17 protein-coding genes and 1 tRNA gene are annotated in these 18,556 nt (G+C 61.1%); 2 read left to right on the forward strand and 16 right to left on the reverse strand.

What is annotated here, in order from left to right:
• Nucleotides 1-103: 103 nt before the first annotated feature.
• From PAQ31011_RS04430 to PAQ31011_RS04490, 13 genes are all read right to left on the reverse strand, one after another.
• Nucleotides 104-2,374: a bifunctional diguanylate cyclase/phosphodiesterase gene (locus tag PAQ31011_RS04430; RefSeq protein ID WP_246179334.1), complete on the reverse strand. Its 2,271-nt coding sequence runs from the start codon at nt 2,372-2,374 to the stop codon at nt 104-106.
• A gap of 322 nt (nt 2,375-2,696) precedes the next feature.
• Nucleotides 2,697-3,092 carry a MerR family transcriptional regulator gene (locus PAQ31011_RS04435; protein WP_150574638.1) on the reverse strand — a complete coding sequence of 132 codons (396 nt, stop codon included), beginning with the start codon at nt 3,090-3,092 and terminating at the stop codon, nt 2,697-2,699.
• Between the two features lie 81 nt (nt 3,093-3,173).
• Nucleotides 3,174-3,566: an integration host factor subunit alpha gene (locus PAQ31011_RS04440; protein WP_039397708.1), complete on the reverse strand. Its 393-nt coding sequence runs from the start codon at nt 3,564-3,566 to the stop codon at nt 3,174-3,176.
• Between the two features lie 64 nt (nt 3,567-3,630).
• Nucleotides 3,631-6,069 (reverse strand): phenylalanine--tRNA ligase subunit beta, encoded by a 2,439-nt coding sequence (pheT, locus tag PAQ31011_RS04445; RefSeq protein ID WP_150574639.1) that lies wholly within the window; start codon nt 6,067-6,069, stop codon nt 3,631-3,633.
• Between the two features lie 84 nt (nt 6,070-6,153).
• The gene (pheS, locus tag PAQ31011_RS04450; RefSeq protein WP_039397704.1) at nt 6,154-7,167 is read right to left on the reverse strand and encodes a phenylalanine--tRNA ligase subunit alpha; all 1,014 of its coding nucleotides are present in this window, start codon (nt 7,165-7,167) and stop codon (nt 6,154-6,156) included.
• A gap of 149 nt (nt 7,168-7,316) precedes the next feature.
• The gene (rplT, locus tag PAQ31011_RS04455; RefSeq protein ID WP_010806048.1) at nt 7,317-7,676 is read right to left on the reverse strand and encodes a 50S ribosomal protein L20; all 360 of its coding nucleotides are present in this window, start codon (nt 7,674-7,676) and stop codon (nt 7,317-7,319) included.
• Between the two features lie 25 nt (nt 7,677-7,701).
• Nucleotides 7,702-7,899 carry a 50S ribosomal protein L35 gene (rpmI, locus tag PAQ31011_RS04460; protein ID WP_010806049.1) on the reverse strand — a complete coding sequence of 66 codons (198 nt, stop codon included), beginning with the start codon at nt 7,897-7,899 and terminating at the stop codon, nt 7,702-7,704.
• Between the two features lie 178 nt (nt 7,900-8,077).
• On the reverse strand, nt 8,078-8,596 hold the full coding sequence (infC, locus tag PAQ31011_RS04465; protein ID WP_425495086.1) for a translation initiation factor IF-3: 519 nt from the start codon (nt 8,594-8,596) through the stop codon (nt 8,078-8,080).
• Between the two features lie 52 nt (nt 8,597-8,648).
• Nucleotides 8,649-10,556: a threonine--tRNA ligase gene (gene thrS / locus PAQ31011_RS04470; RefSeq protein WP_150574641.1), complete on the reverse strand. Its 1,908-nt coding sequence runs from the start codon at nt 10,554-10,556 to the stop codon at nt 8,649-8,651.
• 237 nt (nt 10,557-10,793) lie between these two features.
• Nucleotides 10,794-10,870 (reverse strand) — tRNA-Val (locus PAQ31011_RS04475).
• A 180-nt stretch (nt 10,871-11,050) separates the two neighbouring features.
• On the reverse strand, nt 11,051-13,321 hold the full coding sequence (locus tag PAQ31011_RS04480) for a RelA/SpoT family protein (RefSeq protein WP_150574642.1): 2,271 nt from the start codon (nt 13,319-13,321) through the stop codon (nt 11,051-11,053).
• A 47-nt stretch (nt 13,322-13,368) separates the two neighbouring features.
• Nucleotides 13,369-13,725 carry a RidA family protein gene (locus PAQ31011_RS04485; RefSeq protein WP_039397700.1) on the reverse strand — a complete coding sequence of 119 codons (357 nt, stop codon included), beginning with the start codon at nt 13,723-13,725 and terminating at the stop codon, nt 13,369-13,371.
• Nucleotides 13,726-13,791: 66 nt separating this feature from the next.
• On the reverse strand, nt 13,792-14,670 hold the full coding sequence (locus tag PAQ31011_RS04490; RefSeq protein WP_150574643.1) for an alpha/beta fold hydrolase: 879 nt from the start codon (nt 14,668-14,670) through the stop codon (nt 13,792-13,794).
• Between the two features lie 164 nt (nt 14,671-14,834).
• Here PAQ31011_RS04490 and PAQ31011_RS04495 point away from each other — a divergent pair, with 164 nt between their 5' ends.
• Entirely contained in the window at nt 14,835-15,626 is a 792-nt protein-coding gene (locus tag PAQ31011_RS04495) for a 3-hydroxybutyrate dehydrogenase (protein ID WP_150574644.1), read from the forward strand.
• 232 nt (nt 15,627-15,858) lie between these two features.
• Here the strand turns inward: PAQ31011_RS04495 and PAQ31011_RS04500 are convergent, their stop codons facing one another.
• Nucleotides 15,859-16,497 (reverse strand): CoA transferase subunit B, encoded by a 639-nt coding sequence (locus PAQ31011_RS04500; protein ID WP_039397694.1) that lies wholly within the window; start codon nt 16,495-16,497, stop codon nt 15,859-15,861.
• A gap of 23 nt (nt 16,498-16,520) precedes the next feature.
• The gene (locus PAQ31011_RS04505; protein ID WP_150574645.1) at nt 16,521-17,219 is read right to left on the reverse strand and encodes a CoA transferase subunit A; all 699 of its coding nucleotides are present in this window, start codon (nt 17,217-17,219) and stop codon (nt 16,521-16,523) included.
• Nucleotides 17,220-17,446: 227 nt separating this feature from the next.
• Here PAQ31011_RS04505 and PAQ31011_RS04510 point away from each other — a divergent pair, with 227 nt between their 5' ends.
• Nucleotides 17,447-17,992: a PAS and helix-turn-helix domain-containing protein gene (locus PAQ31011_RS04510; RefSeq protein ID WP_039397689.1), complete on the forward strand. Its 546-nt coding sequence runs from the start codon at nt 17,447-17,449 to the stop codon at nt 17,990-17,992.
• 3 nt (nt 17,993-17,995) lie between these two features.
• On the opposite strand, the gene PAQ31011_RS04515 is transcribed toward PAQ31011_RS04510, so the two are convergent.
• Nucleotides 17,996-18,469 (reverse strand): acyl-CoA thioesterase, encoded by a 474-nt coding sequence (locus PAQ31011_RS04515; RefSeq protein WP_150574646.1) that lies wholly within the window; start codon nt 18,467-18,469, stop codon nt 17,996-17,998.
• Nucleotides 18,470-18,556: the final 87 nt, after the last annotated feature.

The raw sequence follows: 18,556 nt of genomic DNA on the forward strand, positions 1-18,556 counted from the left end.
TCCGACGATCCTGCCGTACGAAAACCGTCCGATCGTCGACTTATTATGCATAGCTATTTAACCTATTAACTAGCTCGTTTTGTGTTTCTCATTTACTTCGTCATTATTGGCAAATACCGAATCGGGCAATTAGCAAATCCAGCTGTTCGATTTCCACCGGCCGGGAAAACAAATAGCCCTGCGCACTGAGCGGCACAAAATGACGAAGCCAATCGAGCTGGCGTTCGTTCTCCACACCTTCGACAATCAGATCGATGCCCAGCGAGCGCGCAATATTAACGATGTTCGAAATCATGAGACACGACCGCGACGAATCGGGAATCGATTCGACAAACGATCGGTCGACCTTGAGCGTATCGACGGGGAAGCGCGTCAGATAGGACAACGACGAGTACCCCGTGCCGAAATCGTCCAGTGCAATGCGCAAACCTGCCCGTTTGAACTGCTCGATCTTCATTTCCACCAGCGCCGGGTTCTTCACCATCACCGATTCGGTGATTTCCAGTTCCAGACGATGAGGCTCGATCGCGTACTCCTTCACGAGACGCTCAACGAGTTCGCCGATATCACCGCGCCAAAATTGCACGGACGAGACATTCACTGCCAGTCGCAGCGCCCCCATCGGCGTGCCCCGCCATGCCACGAGCTGGCGACAGGCTTGCGTGAGCGCGAATTCGCCGATGGCCACGATCTGCCCGGTCGTCTCCGCCAGCGGGATGAACTCACCCGCGCTGAGAATGCCGCGCTCCGGATGACGCCAGCGAATCAGCGCTTCCATGCCGCATACGCAATCGTTACCCAGCGAGATGATCGGCTGATAGGCGAGGAAGAACTCGCCATTGGCCAGCGCCTGCTCCATCTGACGCTCCCACACGACAAGCTGGTGCGCCTGATGCGTCATTTGCTGCGAATAGACCCGCACGACGCTCTTGCCCGCATCCTTCGCGGCATACATGGCCAGATCCGCTTTCTTGATGAGATCCGCCTCCGTTTCTTCCGGCTTCGACCAGAACGTCACGCCGATGCTGGCGTGCAACGCGAACGAGGTGCCGTCGGCGACCATCGGCGACTTGAGCGCAGCCAGTAGCGTCTCACCCAGCGGCTCCGCCTGATCGGGTGCGCCGTCGCCTTCGAGCAACACCATGAACTCGTCGCCCGCGAAGCGCGAGAGCATCGCCCCGGCAGGCATGCGCGGAATGAAGCGCTCCGAGACCTGACGGATGATTTCGTCGCCCTGCGAGTGACCGAGCGTGTCGTTCACGCTCTTGAAGTTGTCGAGATCGATATGCAGCAGCGCAACCTTGCCGAGCTGATCCGGCGCGGACAATGCCCGACGCAGCGACTCCATCAGCGCGTAGCGATTAGGCAGGCCGGTCAGCGCGTCGTATGAGATCAGGCGCGTGAGCTGCTGATCGCGGCCGATCAGACGCTGCATCAGATACGCAATGAGCGCAAAGAAAACGACAAGCGCGACCGAGATAAACGTCGCCATCGTCAGATAGACGCGTTCCACGTGACGATATTCGGACAATTCCTCGTCGAGCGACAACCCGACCTGTACGGCCAACGGATAGTCGCGCAAATGCCGATACGCGACGACGCGCTCGACACCGTCGATCGGGTCGCGCTGCACGCCGGAGCTCCGTTGCTCTGCCGTGAACGGCGGCAACTCGCCGGTGCCGGTGATGGCAACGCTCGCTCCGGTGCTACGCGCAAGCAGTGCGCCGTCATCGGCAATCACGGCGATCTGGCCGTACTGCCCGAGCACGGCATTCGTGTAGAAGTCGGAGGTGAAGTAGCTTGGCTCCTGCGAGACCACCACGACACCTGCGAAGGAGCCGTCAGGATGATTCAAGCGGCGGCTGAACTGGAGCACCCACTTGCGAGACACACGGCCGAATACCGGATGGCTGATGTAGAGGCCGTCGCTCTCGTCGTCGAGATGCACGCGAAAATGCTCGCGATCCGCAATGCTCACGCCCGCGCCGCCCGGCATCGTGGCAGCCACCACGATGCCGTTGGCGTCCGTCACGCTCACGAGCACCATGAAGCGCTCGGCGACAATCCCCTCGGCCAGCGTCTGCTTCAGATCGAAGTCGCCATGGCGGCGCTCGTACTCGTATTTCACGAAGCGGGTGATCTGGTCGACCTGGCGAATCGCACGTAGCGTCTGTTGTTCGAGAGCGGTCGCGACGGTCGAGGCGGACGCCGCCGTGTCGCGCAGAATGGCTTTGTGCTCGATGGAGATGCGCCATAGCACCGCTGTCCACAGAAGGACAAGGATCAGAAAACCGAAAATCAGGATTGCGACGATAGAGCGATAGGAAGTCGCCCAACGCCCGCGTCGCGCTCCCGTCATGCTCGGTTCCGCCATAGGTCGAGATCCTTTCAGCCTTCGCGCCCCCGCGCGAAAAGGTCGGTGTTGGCCCGGTTTTCAAGAGGATCCAGGGACGCCGCTGACGGGCGTCATAGTTTCCGGCAAGTGTAAGACAATCCCAGCGCCCCCGGAAGTCGTTCCGCGTCGTCTCAATCCGGGGATGTATGGAGTTCATCCGGCCGGACGAGCGCGCCCCCGCCTTGCAGCGTGCCATATCTCGGATTACGGAAGTTTCGGCCACCGCCGTATTAGGAGAATCCCGAAGTCGGGCGGACGGAGGTGAAGCGGGAGGTCGGGAGTGCGGAACGGCGGAGATCGCTCAGGACTTCAGCAGATCGATGACGGATTCGAGACGGCGGCGCAGATCGCCGACATCGAGCGCCGCGTCGCCCGGCTCGCCGGCGGTCTGGGCATCCGCCTGAGCGCCAGCGCCCCCCGAAGCGCGCGCGCCACGCGGCGTGTCGGCTTCGAGACGATTGCGTGCACCGTTGATGGTGAAGCCCTGCTCATAGAGCAGCTCCCGGATACGCCGGATCAGCAGGACTTCGTGATGTTGGTAGTACCGCCGGTTGCCGCGTCGCTTGACCGGACGCAGTTGCGTGAACTCTTGCTCCCAATAGCGCAGCACATGCGGTTTGACACCACATAGCTCGCTCACCTCACCGATGGTGAAGTAACGCTTGGCGGGAATCGGCGGCAAGGCAACGTGATCCATCGCGGCGTTAGCGGAATGGGACGACGGTTAAATTGCGGACGAAAAACCAACGGCCGCCACAGAATGCGGCGGCCGGGGGAATTACTTGCTCAGTACGCCGGACTCGACCATCGTCTTGAGCTTCTGGCTGGCGTGGAAAGTCACGACACGGCGCGCGGCAATCGGAATCGCTTCGCCCGTCTTCGGATTCCGACCCGGACGTTGCGGCTTGTCGCGCAACTGGAAGTTACCGAAGCCGGAGAGCTTGACGCTGTCGCCCGATTCGAGCGCGTCGCGGATCGACTCGAAGAACGCTTCGACCATATCCTTTGCTTCGCGCTTGTTCAGGCCCACATGCTCGAACAGCAACTCGGCCAGTTCGGCTTTGGTCAGTGTCGGCGCCTCGGTCGAGACCTCGTTCACTTCGCCGCGACCCAACGCAATGCGCTGCGCCGCGAGCATGGCTTCAAATTCACCAGGATTCATTTCGTTCATACGTCCCACGCGATGGCGATGACAGTGCGATAACCCACTCGCACCCGGATTTTTTTACTGAGCTTTAAGCGCGCAAACGTGCGCCGAACCCTTCTACCCGTTGTACCAGTGCGTTAATGGCGCCCTGGACCGTCTCGTCCTGCAACGTACCCGAGGGGTCTTGCAGAGTAACACGAAACGCCACGCTTTTGTCCTGGGCTCCCAGGGAGCCCGAAGCCGCGCCCGCCTTGGGCCGGAACTCGTCGAACAGGCGCACCGACTGCACCACGCTGCATGCCGGATCGTCATGACGCGCAGCCAGCATCGCGTCGAGCAGCACCTGTACCGGCTGTGCCTGATCGACCACCAATGCAAGGTCACGCGTGACCGGCGGGAACTTCGAGATGTCCTCGTAGCTCGCGACGTCACGACCGAACAGTGCCTCTGCCTCGATCTCGAACAGCACCGGTGCCTGCGGCAGATCGTACTTCTGCTGCCAACGCGGATGCAGCTCACCGATGAAGCCGACGCGCTTGCCATCCACTTCGATCGCAGCACTGCGTCCCGGATGCAACGCCGGATGCTCGGCCTTCACAAAACGCGCCGCGCGCGGTGCCAGCAGTGCTTCGAGGTCGCCCTTCACGTCGAAGAAGTCGACCTGACGCGCCGCTGCGCCCCACTGCTCTTCGAGCACGGGACCGTAAGCGAGCGCCGCGACCGTCAGCGGCTGACGATACCCACCCACGCTCAGCTCGCCGGACGCCACCGTGTTGTCACGGTGATAGGTACGACCGATTTCGAATACACGAACGCGCGATGCCTTGCGATTCAGGTTGTAACGCGCCGTCGCGATCAGGCTGCCGATGAGCGTCGAGCGCATCACGGCGAGGTGGCTCGCAATCGGGTTCAACAACTTTATCGGATTGTCGTTGCCCGCAAAGTCGGCTTCCCATTCCACGTCGACGAAGCTAAAACCGACCGTCTCGTGATAGTCACGGGCGGCGACCGCGTGACGCACGGCATGCTGCGAGCGGCGACCTTCCTGCGTCGGACGCATTTCGCTCGCCGCCACCGGCGGATTGGCCGGAATGCGGTCGAAACCATAAATACGTGCGATCTCTTCGATCAGATCCTCTTCGATCTCGATATCGAAGCGGTACGACGGCGGCGTGACTTCGAACACACCATCCGTCAACGTGAACGGCAGGCCGAGACGCGTGAAGATCGCGCTCATTTCCTGCTCGGTAACCGGCACGCCGAGAATCTTGACGGCACGTGCCACACGCATCTTCACCGGCTGACGCTCGGGCAGCTTCGCGACCTGGTCTTCCAGCGGACCGGCCTGACCACCGCAGATGTCGAGAACGAGTTGCGTAGCACGCTCAAGCGCGCGCACGTTACCGGCGAAGTCGACGCCACGCTCGAAGCGGTGCGACGCATCGCTGGTGAAGTTGTACTTGCGAGCACGCCCCTGAATGGCTTGCGGGAAGAAGAACGCGCCTTCCAGGAAGATGTTCTGCGTCTCGAGACCCGCCTTCGTCGAATCGCCGCCCATGATGCCGGCGAGACCGATCGGGCCGCTGGCGTCGGTGATGGCGAGTGTCGTCTCGTCGAGCGTGACCGTCTGCTCGTTGAGCAGCTTGAGCGTCTCGCCCGCGCGGCCGAAGCGCACGTCGATCCCGCCCTGCAGACGATTCAGATCGTAGACGTGTAGCGGCTGACCCAGTTCGAGCATCACATAGTTCGTGATGTCGACCAGTGCCGAGATGCTGCGCTGTCCGGCGCGCTCCAGGCGCTCCACCATCCAGCGCGGCGACGGTGCCGCAGCGTTCACATTGCGGATGATGCGGCCACCGAAGCGTCCGCAACCGTCCGGCGAGCTGATGCGCACCGGCAGCGTGTCGGCGATGGTCGACGCCTGTGCGCCCTGCCCCGGCAGATCCTTGAGCGGTGCGCCGGTAATCGCCGCGACTTCGCGCGCGACGCCGAGCAGCGACAGACAGTCCGCCTTGTTCGGGGTGAGCTTGACGACGAAGATCGTGTCGTCGAGATCGAGATACTCGCGGATGTTCATGCCGACCGGTGCATCTTCCGGCAGGATCATCAGACCGGCGTGGTCTTCCGAGAGCTTCAGCTCACGAGCCGAGCACAGCATGCCGAAGCTTTGCACGCCTCGCAGCTTGCCGATCTTGATCTGGAACGGTGCACCGCCCGCTTCAGCCGGCGGCAAGGCCGCACCGACGGTGGCGCACGGCACCTTGATACCCGGTGCCACGTTCGGTGCGCCGCACACGATGGTGAGCGTCTCGCCGGTGCCGGCATCGACCTGGCAGACGTTCAGACGGTCGGCATCCGGGTGACGCGCGACTTCGAGCACCTTCGCCACAACCACGCCGTTAAACGGCGGGGCGACGGGATCGGTTTCCTCGACTTCGAGCCCGGACATCGTCAGGGCATGCGCCAACGCGTCCGTCGACAAATCCGGGTCGACCAGGGTACGCAGCCACGATTCAGAGAATTGCATGGATCAGTTCGCTCGCAGTTAAGTCTTCACTTCCGAAGCCCGGCGGCAGCAGCTTTGCGCGCCAGCCAGGGGCTACGGCATCGATTACATGAATTGGCGCAGGAAGCGCAGATCGTTCTCGTAGAACAGACGCAGATCCTGCACGCCGTAGCGCAGCATGGTCAGACGCTCCAGCCCCGAGCCAAACGCGAAACCGATGTAGCGCTCGGGGTCGAGACCCATATTACGGACCACCGACGGGTGCACCTGCCCCGATCCCGAAATCTCCAGCCACTTGCCGGCGTTCTTGCCGGTCTCGAACTGCATGTCGATTTCGGCGGACGGTTCCGTGAACGGGAAGTACGACGGGCGGAAACGCACCTGAATGTCGTCGCGTTCGAAGAACTTGCGCAGGAAGTCGGTGTACACGCCCTTCAGGTCGGCGAAGCTGATGTCTTCGGCGATCCACAGACCTTCGACCTGATGGAACATCGGCGAGTGCGTGGCATCGGAGTCGACACGATACGTACGTCCCGGGGCGATCACCTTGATCGGCGGCTTGTTCATGCGCGCATAGCGCACCTGCATCGGGCTCGTGTGCGTGCGCAGCAGCAACGGCTTGCCCGCATCGTCATTGCCTTCGACGTAGAAGGTGTCCTGCATCGAACGCGCCGGATGGTTCTCGGGGCTGTTCAGGGCAGTGAAGTTGAACCAGTCGGTTTCGATCTCGGGGCCGTCGGCCACGTCGAACCCGATGGAACGGAAAATCTGTTCAACGCGCTCCCAGGTGGTGAGCACGGGGTGCAGACTGCCAGCCCCCAGGCCTCGCCCGGGCAGCGTGACGTCGATAGCCTCGGCGGACAGGCGCGCATCGAGCAGCGCGTCGGCCATGGCCTGGCGGCGCGCCTGCAGGGCGCCTTCGATCTGTTGCTTGGCCGCGTTGATCCGTGCGCCTTCGGTCTTGCGCGTTTCGGGATCAAGCTTGCCGAGGCCCTTGAGCAACTCGGTCAGTTGGCCGGTCTTGCCGAGAAAGCGGGCTTTCTCGTTTTCCAGCGCGGCGGCGTCGGGAGCGGCGGCGAACGCACGCTGCGCTTCGCTGACGATAAGTTCCAGATCCATATGCTACAGACTCAAGTTAGGCGGTCGGAATGGCCGCGTGTACCAGCGAAAACAAGCGGAAAGGCAAGCAAAAAACAAAAGGGGGCTCCGATGAGAGCCCCCTCTTGGCGAACGGCGCGCATTAAAACGCGCTATACGCTAACTACAGCTTAGGCTGCGACGGCGGCTTTCACCTGAGCGACAATCGCGGCAAATGCCGGCTTGTCGTTGATGGCCATGTCGGACAGCACCTTGCGGTCGAGTTCGATCGAGGCCTTCTTCAGACCAGCGATGAACACGCTGTAGGTCATACCGTGCTGACGCACACCTGCATTGATACGCGCAATCCACAAGGCGCGGAACACGCGCTTCTTGTTACGGCGATCGCGGTAGGCGTATTGCCCAGCGCGCATGACCGCTTGCTTAGCGATGCGGAAGACGTTATTGCGGCGGCCGCGGAAACCCTTGGCTGCTGCGATGACTTTCTTATGGCGGGCCCGTGCGGTGACCCCACGTTTGACTCGAGGCATGTTTCTCTCCTATCTAAGTCGGGGTTTAAGCGAAGGGCAGCATTGCGCGTACGGAGTTCAGATCAGACTCATGAACGCCGACGGCACCGCGCAGGTGACGCTTATTCTTGGTGGTCTTCTTCGTCAAAATGTGACGCTTGAAGGCCTGACCACGCTTGACGGTACCGCCAGGACGCACGCGAAAGCGCTTCTTGGCACCGCTCTTGGTTTTCATCTTAGGCATGAAAAACTCCAGGGTTTTTAACATGATCACAGGTGTGACGCCAAAATCGCGCCCCTTTTAGAACCTGAGACCACTTATTTTCAGGGCCGGACTGCGCCCTGCATCGCTGCTGCGCTCTTAACGAACGACGGCGGCAATTCTTTGCTGCCCGGCGGTGCCACTCGACACCGCCACGGCATTACTTCTTCTTCGGCGCGATGACCATGATCATCTGACGGCCTTCCATCTTCGGCATCTGCTCCGCCTGACCGAACTCTTCGAGATCGGTCTTCAGACGTTCCAGCATACGAGCGCCGATTTCCTGGTGAGCCATCTCACGACCGCGGAAACGCAGCGTGATCTTGGTCTTATCGCCGTCTTCGAGGAAACGCTTCAGATTGCGCAACTTGACGTTGTAGTCACCGTCGTCGGTGCCAGGTCGGAATTTGACTTCCTTGATCTGAACAACCTTCTGCTTCAGCTTGTTCTCGTGCGCTTTCTTCTGTTCCGAATACTTGAATTTGCCGTAGTCCATCAGACGGCAAACCGGCGGATTCGCGGTCGGTGCAATTTCCACCAGATCGACATCAGCCTCTTCGGACAGACGGAAAGCTTCTGCCAGTTTCACAATGCCGAGCGGCTCGTTGTCGACGCCATTTAGACGCACTTCGGGCGCAGTAATCTCGCCGTTGATGCGATGCGACTTATCGGTAGCGATGTTGCTTATCCTCGAAAAAAGTCAAAAATTTAGCCGCGCTGTCCGACAGGCGTTATTGGAACGATGCGCATTCTTGCGCAAGACGTTCGATGAGCGCGTCAACGGGCATCACACCCAGATCCACGCCGCCACGGGCACGCACGGCTACCGTATTCCCCTCCTGCTCCTTGTCCCCCACTACCACGAGATAGGGAACTTTCTGCAGAGAGTGCTCGCGTATTTTATAGCTAATTTTCTCGTTGCGCAAATCGCTCCGAGCCCTAAGCCCTTGTTCTTTCAACTTTTTCGTCACTTCCTGGGCGTAATCGGCCGTTTTTTCCGAGACATTCATCACGATCACCTGCTCCGGCGCCAGCCAGACAGGCAATGCACCAGCATGGTGCTCGATCAGAATCCCGATAAAACGCTCGAGCGAACCGAGGATTGCGCGGTGAAGCATGACCGGACGCTTGCGGCTGTTGTCTTCGGCCACGTACTCGGCGTCCAGGCGCTCCGGCATCGAGAAATCGACCTGCATCGTGCCACATTGCCACTGACGGCCGAGCGCATCCTTGAGCGTGTACTCGATCTTCGGACCGTAGAATGCGCCGTCGCCTTCAGCGATCACGAATTCGCAGCCCGAACGGCGCAGCGATTCCATCAGCGCGAATTCGGCTTTATCCCAATTTTCATCCGAACCGACACGATGCTCAGGGCGCGTTGCGACCTTGTAGATCATGTCCGTAAAGCCGAAATCCTTATAGACCGCGTGCAGAAGCGCCGTGTAGTTCACGCATTCGTCGAGGATCTGGTCTTCCGTACAGAAGATGTGACCGTCATCCTGCGTGAAGCCGCGCACGCGCATCAGGCCGTGCAGACCACCCGACGGCTCATTGCGATGGCACTGGCCGAATTCGCCATAACGCAGCGGCAGATCGCGGTAGCTGTGCAGCGCCGAGTTGAAAATCAGGACGTGTCCCGGACAGTTCATCGGCTTGAGCGCGTAGGCGCGGTTCTCCGATTCCGTCGTGAACATGTTGTCCTTGTAGTTCTCCCAGTGCCCGGACTTTTCCCACAGCGAGCGGTCAAGAATCTGCGGACCCTTCACTTCCTGGTAGCCGTTGTTGCGGTAGACGCGGCGCATGTATTGCTCGACCTGCTGCCAGAGCGTCCAACCCTTCGGGTGCCAGAAGATGAGGCCCGGCGCTTCCTCTTGCATGTGGAAGAAGTCGAGCGCGCGGCCGAGCTTGCGGTGATCGCGCTTTTCGGCTTCTTCGAGCATGTGCAGATACGCGTCCTGGTCTTCCTTCTTCGTCCAGGCCGTGCCGTAAATGCGCTGAAGCTGTTCGTTCTTCGCGTCGCCGCGCCAGTAGGCGCCGGCCACCTTCATCAGCTTGAAGACTTTGAGCTTGCCCGTCGACGGGACGTGCGGACCACGGCACAGATCGACGAACTTGCCTTCGCGGTACAGACCGATTTCGTCCGTGGCCGGGATCGATTCGATGATTTCGGCCTTGTACTTCTCGCCCATCGACAGGAACAGACGCACGGCATCGTCGCGCGACAACACTTCGCGCGTCACCGGCTCGTCTTTCTTGGCGAGCTCGTGCATCTTCTTCTCGATGGCTTCGAGATCTTCCGGCGTGAAAGCACGATGGAAGGAGAAATCGTAATAGAAGCCGTTTTCGATGACCGGACCGATCGTGACCTGCGCTTCGGGGAACAGCTCCTTGACGGCGTAGGCCAGCAAGTGCGCCGTCGAGTGACGAATGACGTCGAGGCCGTCGGCGTCCTTGTCCGTGACGATGGCGAGGCTCACGTCACGATCGATCAGATAGGACGTGTCGACCAGCTTGCCGTCGACGCGGCCCGCCAGGGCAGCCTTGGCCAGACCCGTGCCGATCGAACCGGCGACTTGCGCCACCGTCAGCGGGGCTTCGTACTGGCGTTGCGAACCGTCAGGCAAACGTACCGAAATCATGTCGCACTCCCATGCGCAAAAACGTCACGCGCGGCCCACGCCACGCGGCAAACCACGAAAAAAAACGGCCTCGACTGTCGTCGAGGCCGTCTCTTCATTCCTTGCATCCAGACGAAAAACACCCTCGACTTAACGTCGCACCTTCACCACTGTGAAAGTTCGGGCAGTCTTCAACATGAGTGTTTTCCAGCGCCTGTGTCTGCGGGGTTTCGCGGACTGTAATGCATTAAATTTCGTTGGTAGGCTCGATTGGACTCGAACCAACGACCCCCACCATGTCAAGGTGGTGCTCTAACCAGCTGAGCTACGAGCCTACTGCAAGAGAACGAGATTCTAGCAAGGTTTCGGCACATCGCCAAGCGATTATTGTGCCTGCCGACGAAAAACCGCATCAATCAAGGCTTTCGCGCGGGGTCACGACGTCGAGCCCCATCGGAATATTTGCGGCGGGCCCCGGGCAATTCCCCCGGCAAATCCCGCCACCAACAGCCCTTTCAACGTCTGCGCGACGACACCACACCCGTCACACCACTCAACTGCGCCAGGGCACGCTGCAACTGCCCGCCGTCGCGCACCTCGACCGTGAACTGCATGAACGCCTGCGTACCACGCGACTGCGTGCTGACGCCCGTCACATTGAGTTTCTCCCGCGAAAACACTTCGGAGATGTCGCGCAGCAAGCCCTGACGATCCGTCGCCTCGATCTGGATATTGACCGGATAAGCCGCAACGCCACGCCCTTCGAGCACATCGGACGACCACGCCGTCTGAATCACCCGCTCGGGCGCGCGCGCCTTCATCGACTGGAAACTACTGCAATCCTGACGGTGAATCGACACGCCCTTGCCCCGGGTGACGAACCCCACAATCGGATCCGGCGGCGCCGGCCGGCAGCACTTGGCCAATTGCGTCAACAACGCCCCGACGCCCACCACCAGCACACCGCTCTTTGCACCCTGCGCAACGCTCGTATCGAGACTCTTTTTGGCGACGACCGTGTCGTCGTCCTTCGGCTCGGGCCCCGGCAGATTGCCCGAGAGCGCCTGTTCGACGTGCCGCAGGCTAAATTCGTCTTTCGCAATCGACGCGTAGAGATCGTCCGGCGCGCGAAAACCCAGACGCGCCGCCAACTCCTCGAGGTTGACGGACGTCTTGCCCTCGCGTTGCAACGTCTTGTCGATGATCGTGCGACCGTGCGCAATCGTTTCTTCGAGGTCGATGGTATTGAACCACTGACGCACCTTCTGACGCGCCCGATGGCTCTGCAAATACCCGAGCTGCGAATTGAGCCAGTCCCGCGACGGACCACCCTGCTTGACCGTAACAATCTCGACCGTCTGCCCGTTATGCAGCGGCGTATTGAGTGGCACCATCGCACCGTCGACACGCGCACCGCGGCACCGGTGCCCCAGCTCCGAATGCAGGTGATAAGCGAAGTCGACCGGCGTCGCCCCTTGCGGCAGCGCAATCACACGCGCCTGCGGCGTGAGCACGTAGATGTGATCGTCGATCGTCGCGCGCTTGAGCTGCTCCCACGGCTGCACGGCAGCCTCAACTCCGACGGTATCGGCGACATCATCCTTCCACGCGAGCAACTGACGCAGCCACGCGATCTTCTCGTCGTAAGCGTCGTTCGCCGAAAACGCACCGCCGTACCCCCGCTGCCCGGCTTCCTTGTAGCGCCAGTGCGCCGCAATGCCGTACTCGGCGAAGTGGTGCATTTCGTTGGTCCGAATCTGCACTTCGAACGCTCGCCCGTCGTCGCCGATGACGACCGTATGCAGCGACTTGTAGCCGTTCGGCTTCGGACGCGAAATATAGTCGTCGAATTCTTTCGGAATCGGCTGCCACAGGTTATGGACGATACCGAGTACCGTGTAGCAATCCTTGATGTCGTCGACGATCACGCGAAACGCACGCACATCGTAAAGCTCGGCGAAATCGACCGCCTTGCCGCGCATCTTCTTCCAGATGCTGTAGATGTGCTTCGGCCGCCCGGACACTTCGGCCTTGACGCCCGCACGCGACAGTTCGTCCTGAAGCCGCTGGATCGCGCCTTCGATAAACGTCTGACGCTCGACGCGCTTCTCTTCGAGCAGCTTGGCGATCTGCTTGTACGTGACCGGCTCCAGGAAACGGAACGCGAGGTCTTCAAGCTCCCACTTCAGTTGCCAGATACCGAGTCGATTGGCCAGCGGCGCGTAGATCTCCAGCACCTCGTGCGGCATATCTTCGGGCGGTGCCTTTTTCTCGGCCGCATACCAGCGCAGCGATTGCAGACGCGACGCCAGCCGGATCATCACAACGCGAATGTCCTGCGCAAACGCCAGCAGCATCTTGCGCAGCCCTTCGACTTGCGACTTACGCTCCGCGATGGCGTCACGGTCACGACCATCGATCGGCATCGCCTGCGCGGCACGCGCGCCAGCGCCCGAGAGCCGTTGCAGCTTGCGCACGTCGATCACGAGCGCGGCGACTTCTGCACCGAACATCTGCGTCAACGTCGTCTGCGGATCGGGGAGGAATTCGACGGCCGAAAAGAGCGCCGCCGCCTGGTGCGTCGCCTCGTCCACGCGCAGCGTGTCGAGAATCGCGATCATGCCGCGCGCATGCGCCATGATCGGTTCGCCGGACGAGAGGACGTGCTCGCCGCACAGCGTCGCAGCGAACGCGAGTGCGTCATCCAGCGTGGCGGGCAATGATGCATCACCCACACCCGGCGTCGAACGCGACTCAGTGGATGTCGGTGCTTGATGTTGGTTCATGTCGGAGCACGGGGCGTCCAGCGCCCCGGATGTTGCGGGTCGTGCACTCAGCTTTCGCGCTGAGCTGCCACAACCACGATTTCAACAAGCATGGCAGGGTCGGCGAGCAACGCCTGCACCGTAGCACGCGGGGGCGCATTGCCTGCCGGCACCCACTCGTCCCACACCTGATTCATTTCACCGAAATACTTCATGTCCGAGATGAAGATCTGACAGGACAGAATGAGCGACTTGTCGCTGTTCGCTTCACCGAGCAGGCGATCGATATGCGCGAGCACCTGACGTGTCTGACCCGCCATATCCTGTGAGCGGTCATCGGGGGTCTGACCGGCCAGATAGACGGTGCCATTGTGCACAGCCATGTCCGACCAGCGCTTTTCGACGTAGAAACGTTGTACTGCCATGATGTAAGACTCCTCGTGTTCTTCTGACTCTGGACCTACCGCCACGCCACGTCGCACGGACGCGTCTCAGTCGGCATATCCCTCATAAAAGCGGCGTGCGATCTCGATCTGATCCGCATGCACAAAGGTCGGCGCGTGTCCCACGCCGGGAATTTCGACGGCGCGCGCGTGTTGCGCGTGCGCCAGCATCTGGTCAAGCGTCGTGCGCGAGAGCAGGTCGGACTGCTCACCCCGCACGATCAATGTCCGCCCCGGGAACGCGGCAAGCGACGCCCAGAGCATGGCCTCTCCCGCCGCGATGGCCTCAGGCGTCACCGCCGAGAATGCCGCCCCGATCGAGGGGTCGTAACGCAGCACATAGCCATCGCCGTCCGCCTTGAGCAACGGCTCGCTCAATGCGAGCCACTCCTCACGGGTATGCGGCCCGAACGCCGACGAGATCGACCAGATGTAATCTGCGCCTTCGTCGATGGATGCAAATCGCTTCGGGATACCAACATACTGCCCGATGCGCGTAAGGGCTGGCGCATCGATATGCGGCCCCACGTCGTTGAGCAACAGGTTACGAATCGGCGTATCCGGCAGACCCGCGAGCCCCATGCCGATGAGGCCACCCATCGACGTACCGAACCAGTCGACGGTCGCGACGCCGAGACGGGCGATGAGCGTCACCATGTCCGCGACATACTGCGGCACAACGTAACCCGCGGGGTTCAGCAACCAGGACGACTGACCACGCCCCACCACATCGGGGCACACCACACGGTAGTCGTTTGCGAGCGCATTCGCCAGCGCGTCAAAATCGCGACCGCTGCGCGTGAGCCCGTGAACACAGACCAGCACACGCGGGTTCTCGGGATCGCCCCACTCGGCATAAGCCATCCGATGCAGCCCGGACGGACTCAGACACTTAACGTTCGACAGACGCGGCGCGTGACTCGGCATGGCAGACTCATCGGATCGGTTTCCAGACTCGAATTCTACCGCGCTTGCCGCAAACCGTAAGCTAGAATGAGGTCACTCATGAGTCGCATCAAACCGCAGTTCGCGGGCCACGCTCGTCGACATCGTATTCCTCCCCCACCCTCCTCCCGCACGGAGACGATGCAATGCTGAAAGGAAAAATCGCCCTCGTGACCGGCTCGACCAGCGGCATCGGTCTGGGCATGGCACAAGCACTCGCGGCACAAGGCGCCACCCTCATCACGAATGGCTTCGGCGACGCCGACGCAGCACGCAAGGCCATCGCCGATGCCGCAGCGAAGGCGGGCCATACGGGCACGCAAGTCGGCTATCACGCGGCCGACATGAGTCGCGCAAGCGAGATCGAGGCGATGATGCAGTACGCCGAATCGGAATTCGGCGGCGTGGACATTCTGGTCAACAACGCAGGCATTCAGCACGTCGCGGAGATTCAGGATTTTCCGACGGACAAATGGGACGCGATCATCGCCATCAATCTGACGTCCGCCTTCCACACCACGCGACTTGCCTTGCCCGGCATGCGCACCCGCAACTGGGGACGCATCATCAATATTGCGTCGGTCCATGGGCTCGTCGGCTCGGCGGGCAAGTCGGCGTATGTCGCAGCCAAGCACGGCATCGTCGGCCTGACGAAGGTCACGGCGCTGGAAAATGCGCAGACCGGCGTGACGGCCAACGCGATCTGTCCGGGCTTCGTGCTCACGCCGCTCGTGCAAAAGCAGGTGGACGACCGCGCCGCCCGTGACAAGCTGTCTGGGGATGAAGCCAAGCGTTCGCTGCTCGGCGAGAAGCAACCCTCCGGCGAATTCGTCACGCCCGAGCAACTCGGGGCGCTCGCCGTTTTCCTGTGCAGCGACGCCGCGGCGCAAGTCCGCGGCGCAGCGTGGAATATGGATGGGGGCTGGACGGCGCAGTGAAGCGAAAAAGGCCGCGACAAAGACATTGAAGCGACATTTCACGCGCTAGCCAGCAACGCTGACCACCAAAACAAAACGGGCGGAGAAATTCTCCGCCCGTTTTGCCTTGCACAGTCCAACTTCCTACATCATCGACGACCGGGTTCAACGGCCCAGGTCATCCTCAGCAATCCGGCACTGCCGATGCCGCTGATGCCCGGCAACCCGGCCATCGGCGGCAATCGCTTCGACCTCAGACAGCGCTCGTATCGAGCTGTGCCCCGGTCTTCTGCGAGATTTCTTCCTTCGTCACGCCCGGTGCCAGTTCGATGACCTTGAGGCCATCCGGCGTGATGTCGATCACACCGAGGTCGGTAATGATGCGATTGACCACGCCCACGCCGGTGAGCGGCAGATCGCAGGCCTTGAGGATCTTGTGCGCATCGCCCTTGGCCACGTGCTCCATGAGCACGACCACGCGACCGACGCCCGCGACGAGGTCCATCGCACCGCCCATCCCCTTGATCATCTTGCCCGGGATCATCCAGTTCGCGAGGTCGCCCTTTTCGCTGACCTGCATCGCACCGAGAATCGCCAGGTTGATGTGACCGCCGCGAATCATCGCGAACGAATCGGCCGACGAGAAAATCGACGAGCCCGGGAGCGTCGTCACCGTCTGCTTGCCTGCGTTGATCATGTCGGCGTCGACTTCGTCTTCGGTCGGGAACGGACCGATGCCGAGCAAACCGTTTTCCGACTGCAGCCAGACTTCCATACCGTCCGGCACATGGTTCGCCACCAGCGTGGGCAAACCGATGCCGAGATTCACGTAAAAGCCGTCTTCAAGCTCTCGCGCCGCGCGCGCAGCCATTTCATCACGATTCCATGCCATGGTTATCTCCTTGATCTCGGCGCTTACTTGGCACGTACCGTGCGTTGTTCGATGCGTTTCTCCGGATGTGCGTTCAGCACGACGCGCTGAACGAAGATCCCCGGCAGATGCACGTCGTCCGGATCGATCGAACCGGTTTCGACCAGTTCTTCGACTTCGACGATGGTGATCTTGCCGGCCATGGCGGCCATCGGATTGAAGTTACGGGCGGTGCGATTGAACACGAGGTTGCCAGCACGGTCGGCCTTGGCGGCCTTGACCAGCGACACATCGGCACGCAGCGAGCGCTCCATGACGTACGTCTCGCCGTCGAACTCGCGCGTGTCCTTACCTTCGGCAACCACAGTGCCCACGCCCGTCTTCGTAAAGAATGCCGGAATACCAGCACCGCCGGCGCGCAGCTTTTCAGCCAGCGTGCCCTGCGGCGTGAATTCAAGTTCGAGTTCGCCCGCCAGATACTGACGCTCGAATTCCTTGTTCTCGCCCACGTACGACGAGATCATTTTCTTGATCTGACGCGTCTCAAGCAGCAGTCCGAGGCCGAAACCGTCGACGCCCGCATTGTTGCTGATACAGGTGAGCCCCTTGACGCCCGAGTCGCGCAATGCGGCGATCAGGGCCTCCGGAATGCCACACAGGCCGAAGCCACCGACGGCGAGCGTTTGCCCGTCTGCGACGACACCGGCGAGCGCCTCCTTGGCGCTGGCGTATACCTTGTTCATCGTTTGTCCCTTTCCCTCGGTTGAGAATTGAAATTATGCCGCGCAAGCGCGCGTTGCGAGGCTTGCGACAGCCCACACACACCGCGGACCGCGCACCTCATGCAATCTCAGAGCTTACGGTGGCACGCAAATGGGGCACAATACGTGAAATTACATATCTTCCCGCGTACCGGGCCGCCACACGCCGCGCCCACGCGGAAGACCCGACCGGACCCGTATCTTCCCCAATGCCGACGTTCGATTACCAGACAGCTTTTCACATCGCCCCCGTCGGTCTGGTCATTTCGCGCCAGCGCATCATCGAGGACTGCAACCGCCAGCTCGGCAAGATATTCGGCTACGCGCACGAAACGCTCATCGGCCAGTCTTTTCAGGTCCTGTACCCATCACCGAAGGAATTCGAGCGCATCGGCGAACGTATTCCCCCGATCATGAGCACGCAAGGCGTCTATTCGGACGAACGCATCATGCGACGCGCCAACGGCGAATTGTTCTGGTGCCATGTCACGGGCCGCTCGCTCGACGTCAAGGATCCGCACGCCGCCGGGCTCTGGACCTTCGAAGACATCTCCGCCACACGCCGCGTCGCCGTCGCGCTAACGGCCCGTGAACGCGAAATTGCGGCGCAACTCGTGCAAGGCAAAACGAGCAAGCAGATCGGCAAAATTCTCGAGATCAGCCCGCGAACCGTCGACATCTACCGCGCCCGCCTCATGCAGAAATACGGTGCCGGCACGGCAACGGAACTTGTTCAACGCCTGCTCGGCAACTGAATATCAGCCCTCGGCGACCAACGTGCGCACGGCCTCCGGCAACGGCACCGACTTCTCCGCTTGATAATTCACCCAGACGATTTTCGCGCCGCCTTCGGCCACGAGAATGTCCGGCGTATCGGCGCGGCGCAGTTCGAAGCGCGTGTCGATGCTGCTACGTCCCGGCGCACCGATGAACATGCGGCACTCGATATCGCCGGGGTATCGCAATTGACGCAGGAACGTCATGTTGGCATTGACGATGACGGGGCCCTCGCCCGTATCACGCTCTTCCGACGCAATGTCCAGCGTTTCCAGCCACGAAATACGCACCTGCTCCATGTAACGAAAGTACACGGTGTTATTGACATGCCCGAAGGCGTCCATATCGCCCCAGCGAATGGGCATGCTCATACGAAAGACTTCTTTGTACTCAGACGACACTGCAATTCCCCATGATGAAAATCGACGCCCTGCCGTGAATTGACAGGGCGTCATGGGGATAAAGTGTAGCGCTTCGCATGGCGTGGCGCGTGCCAGACTGCCGAGATTCACCTCGACGCGCCGCCATTTAGGAATGACGAG

The sequence above is a fragment of the Pandoraea aquatica genome (assembly GCF_902459565.1).
Taxonomy (GTDB): domain Bacteria; phylum Pseudomonadota; class Gammaproteobacteria; order Burkholderiales; family Burkholderiaceae; genus Pandoraea; species Pandoraea aquatica.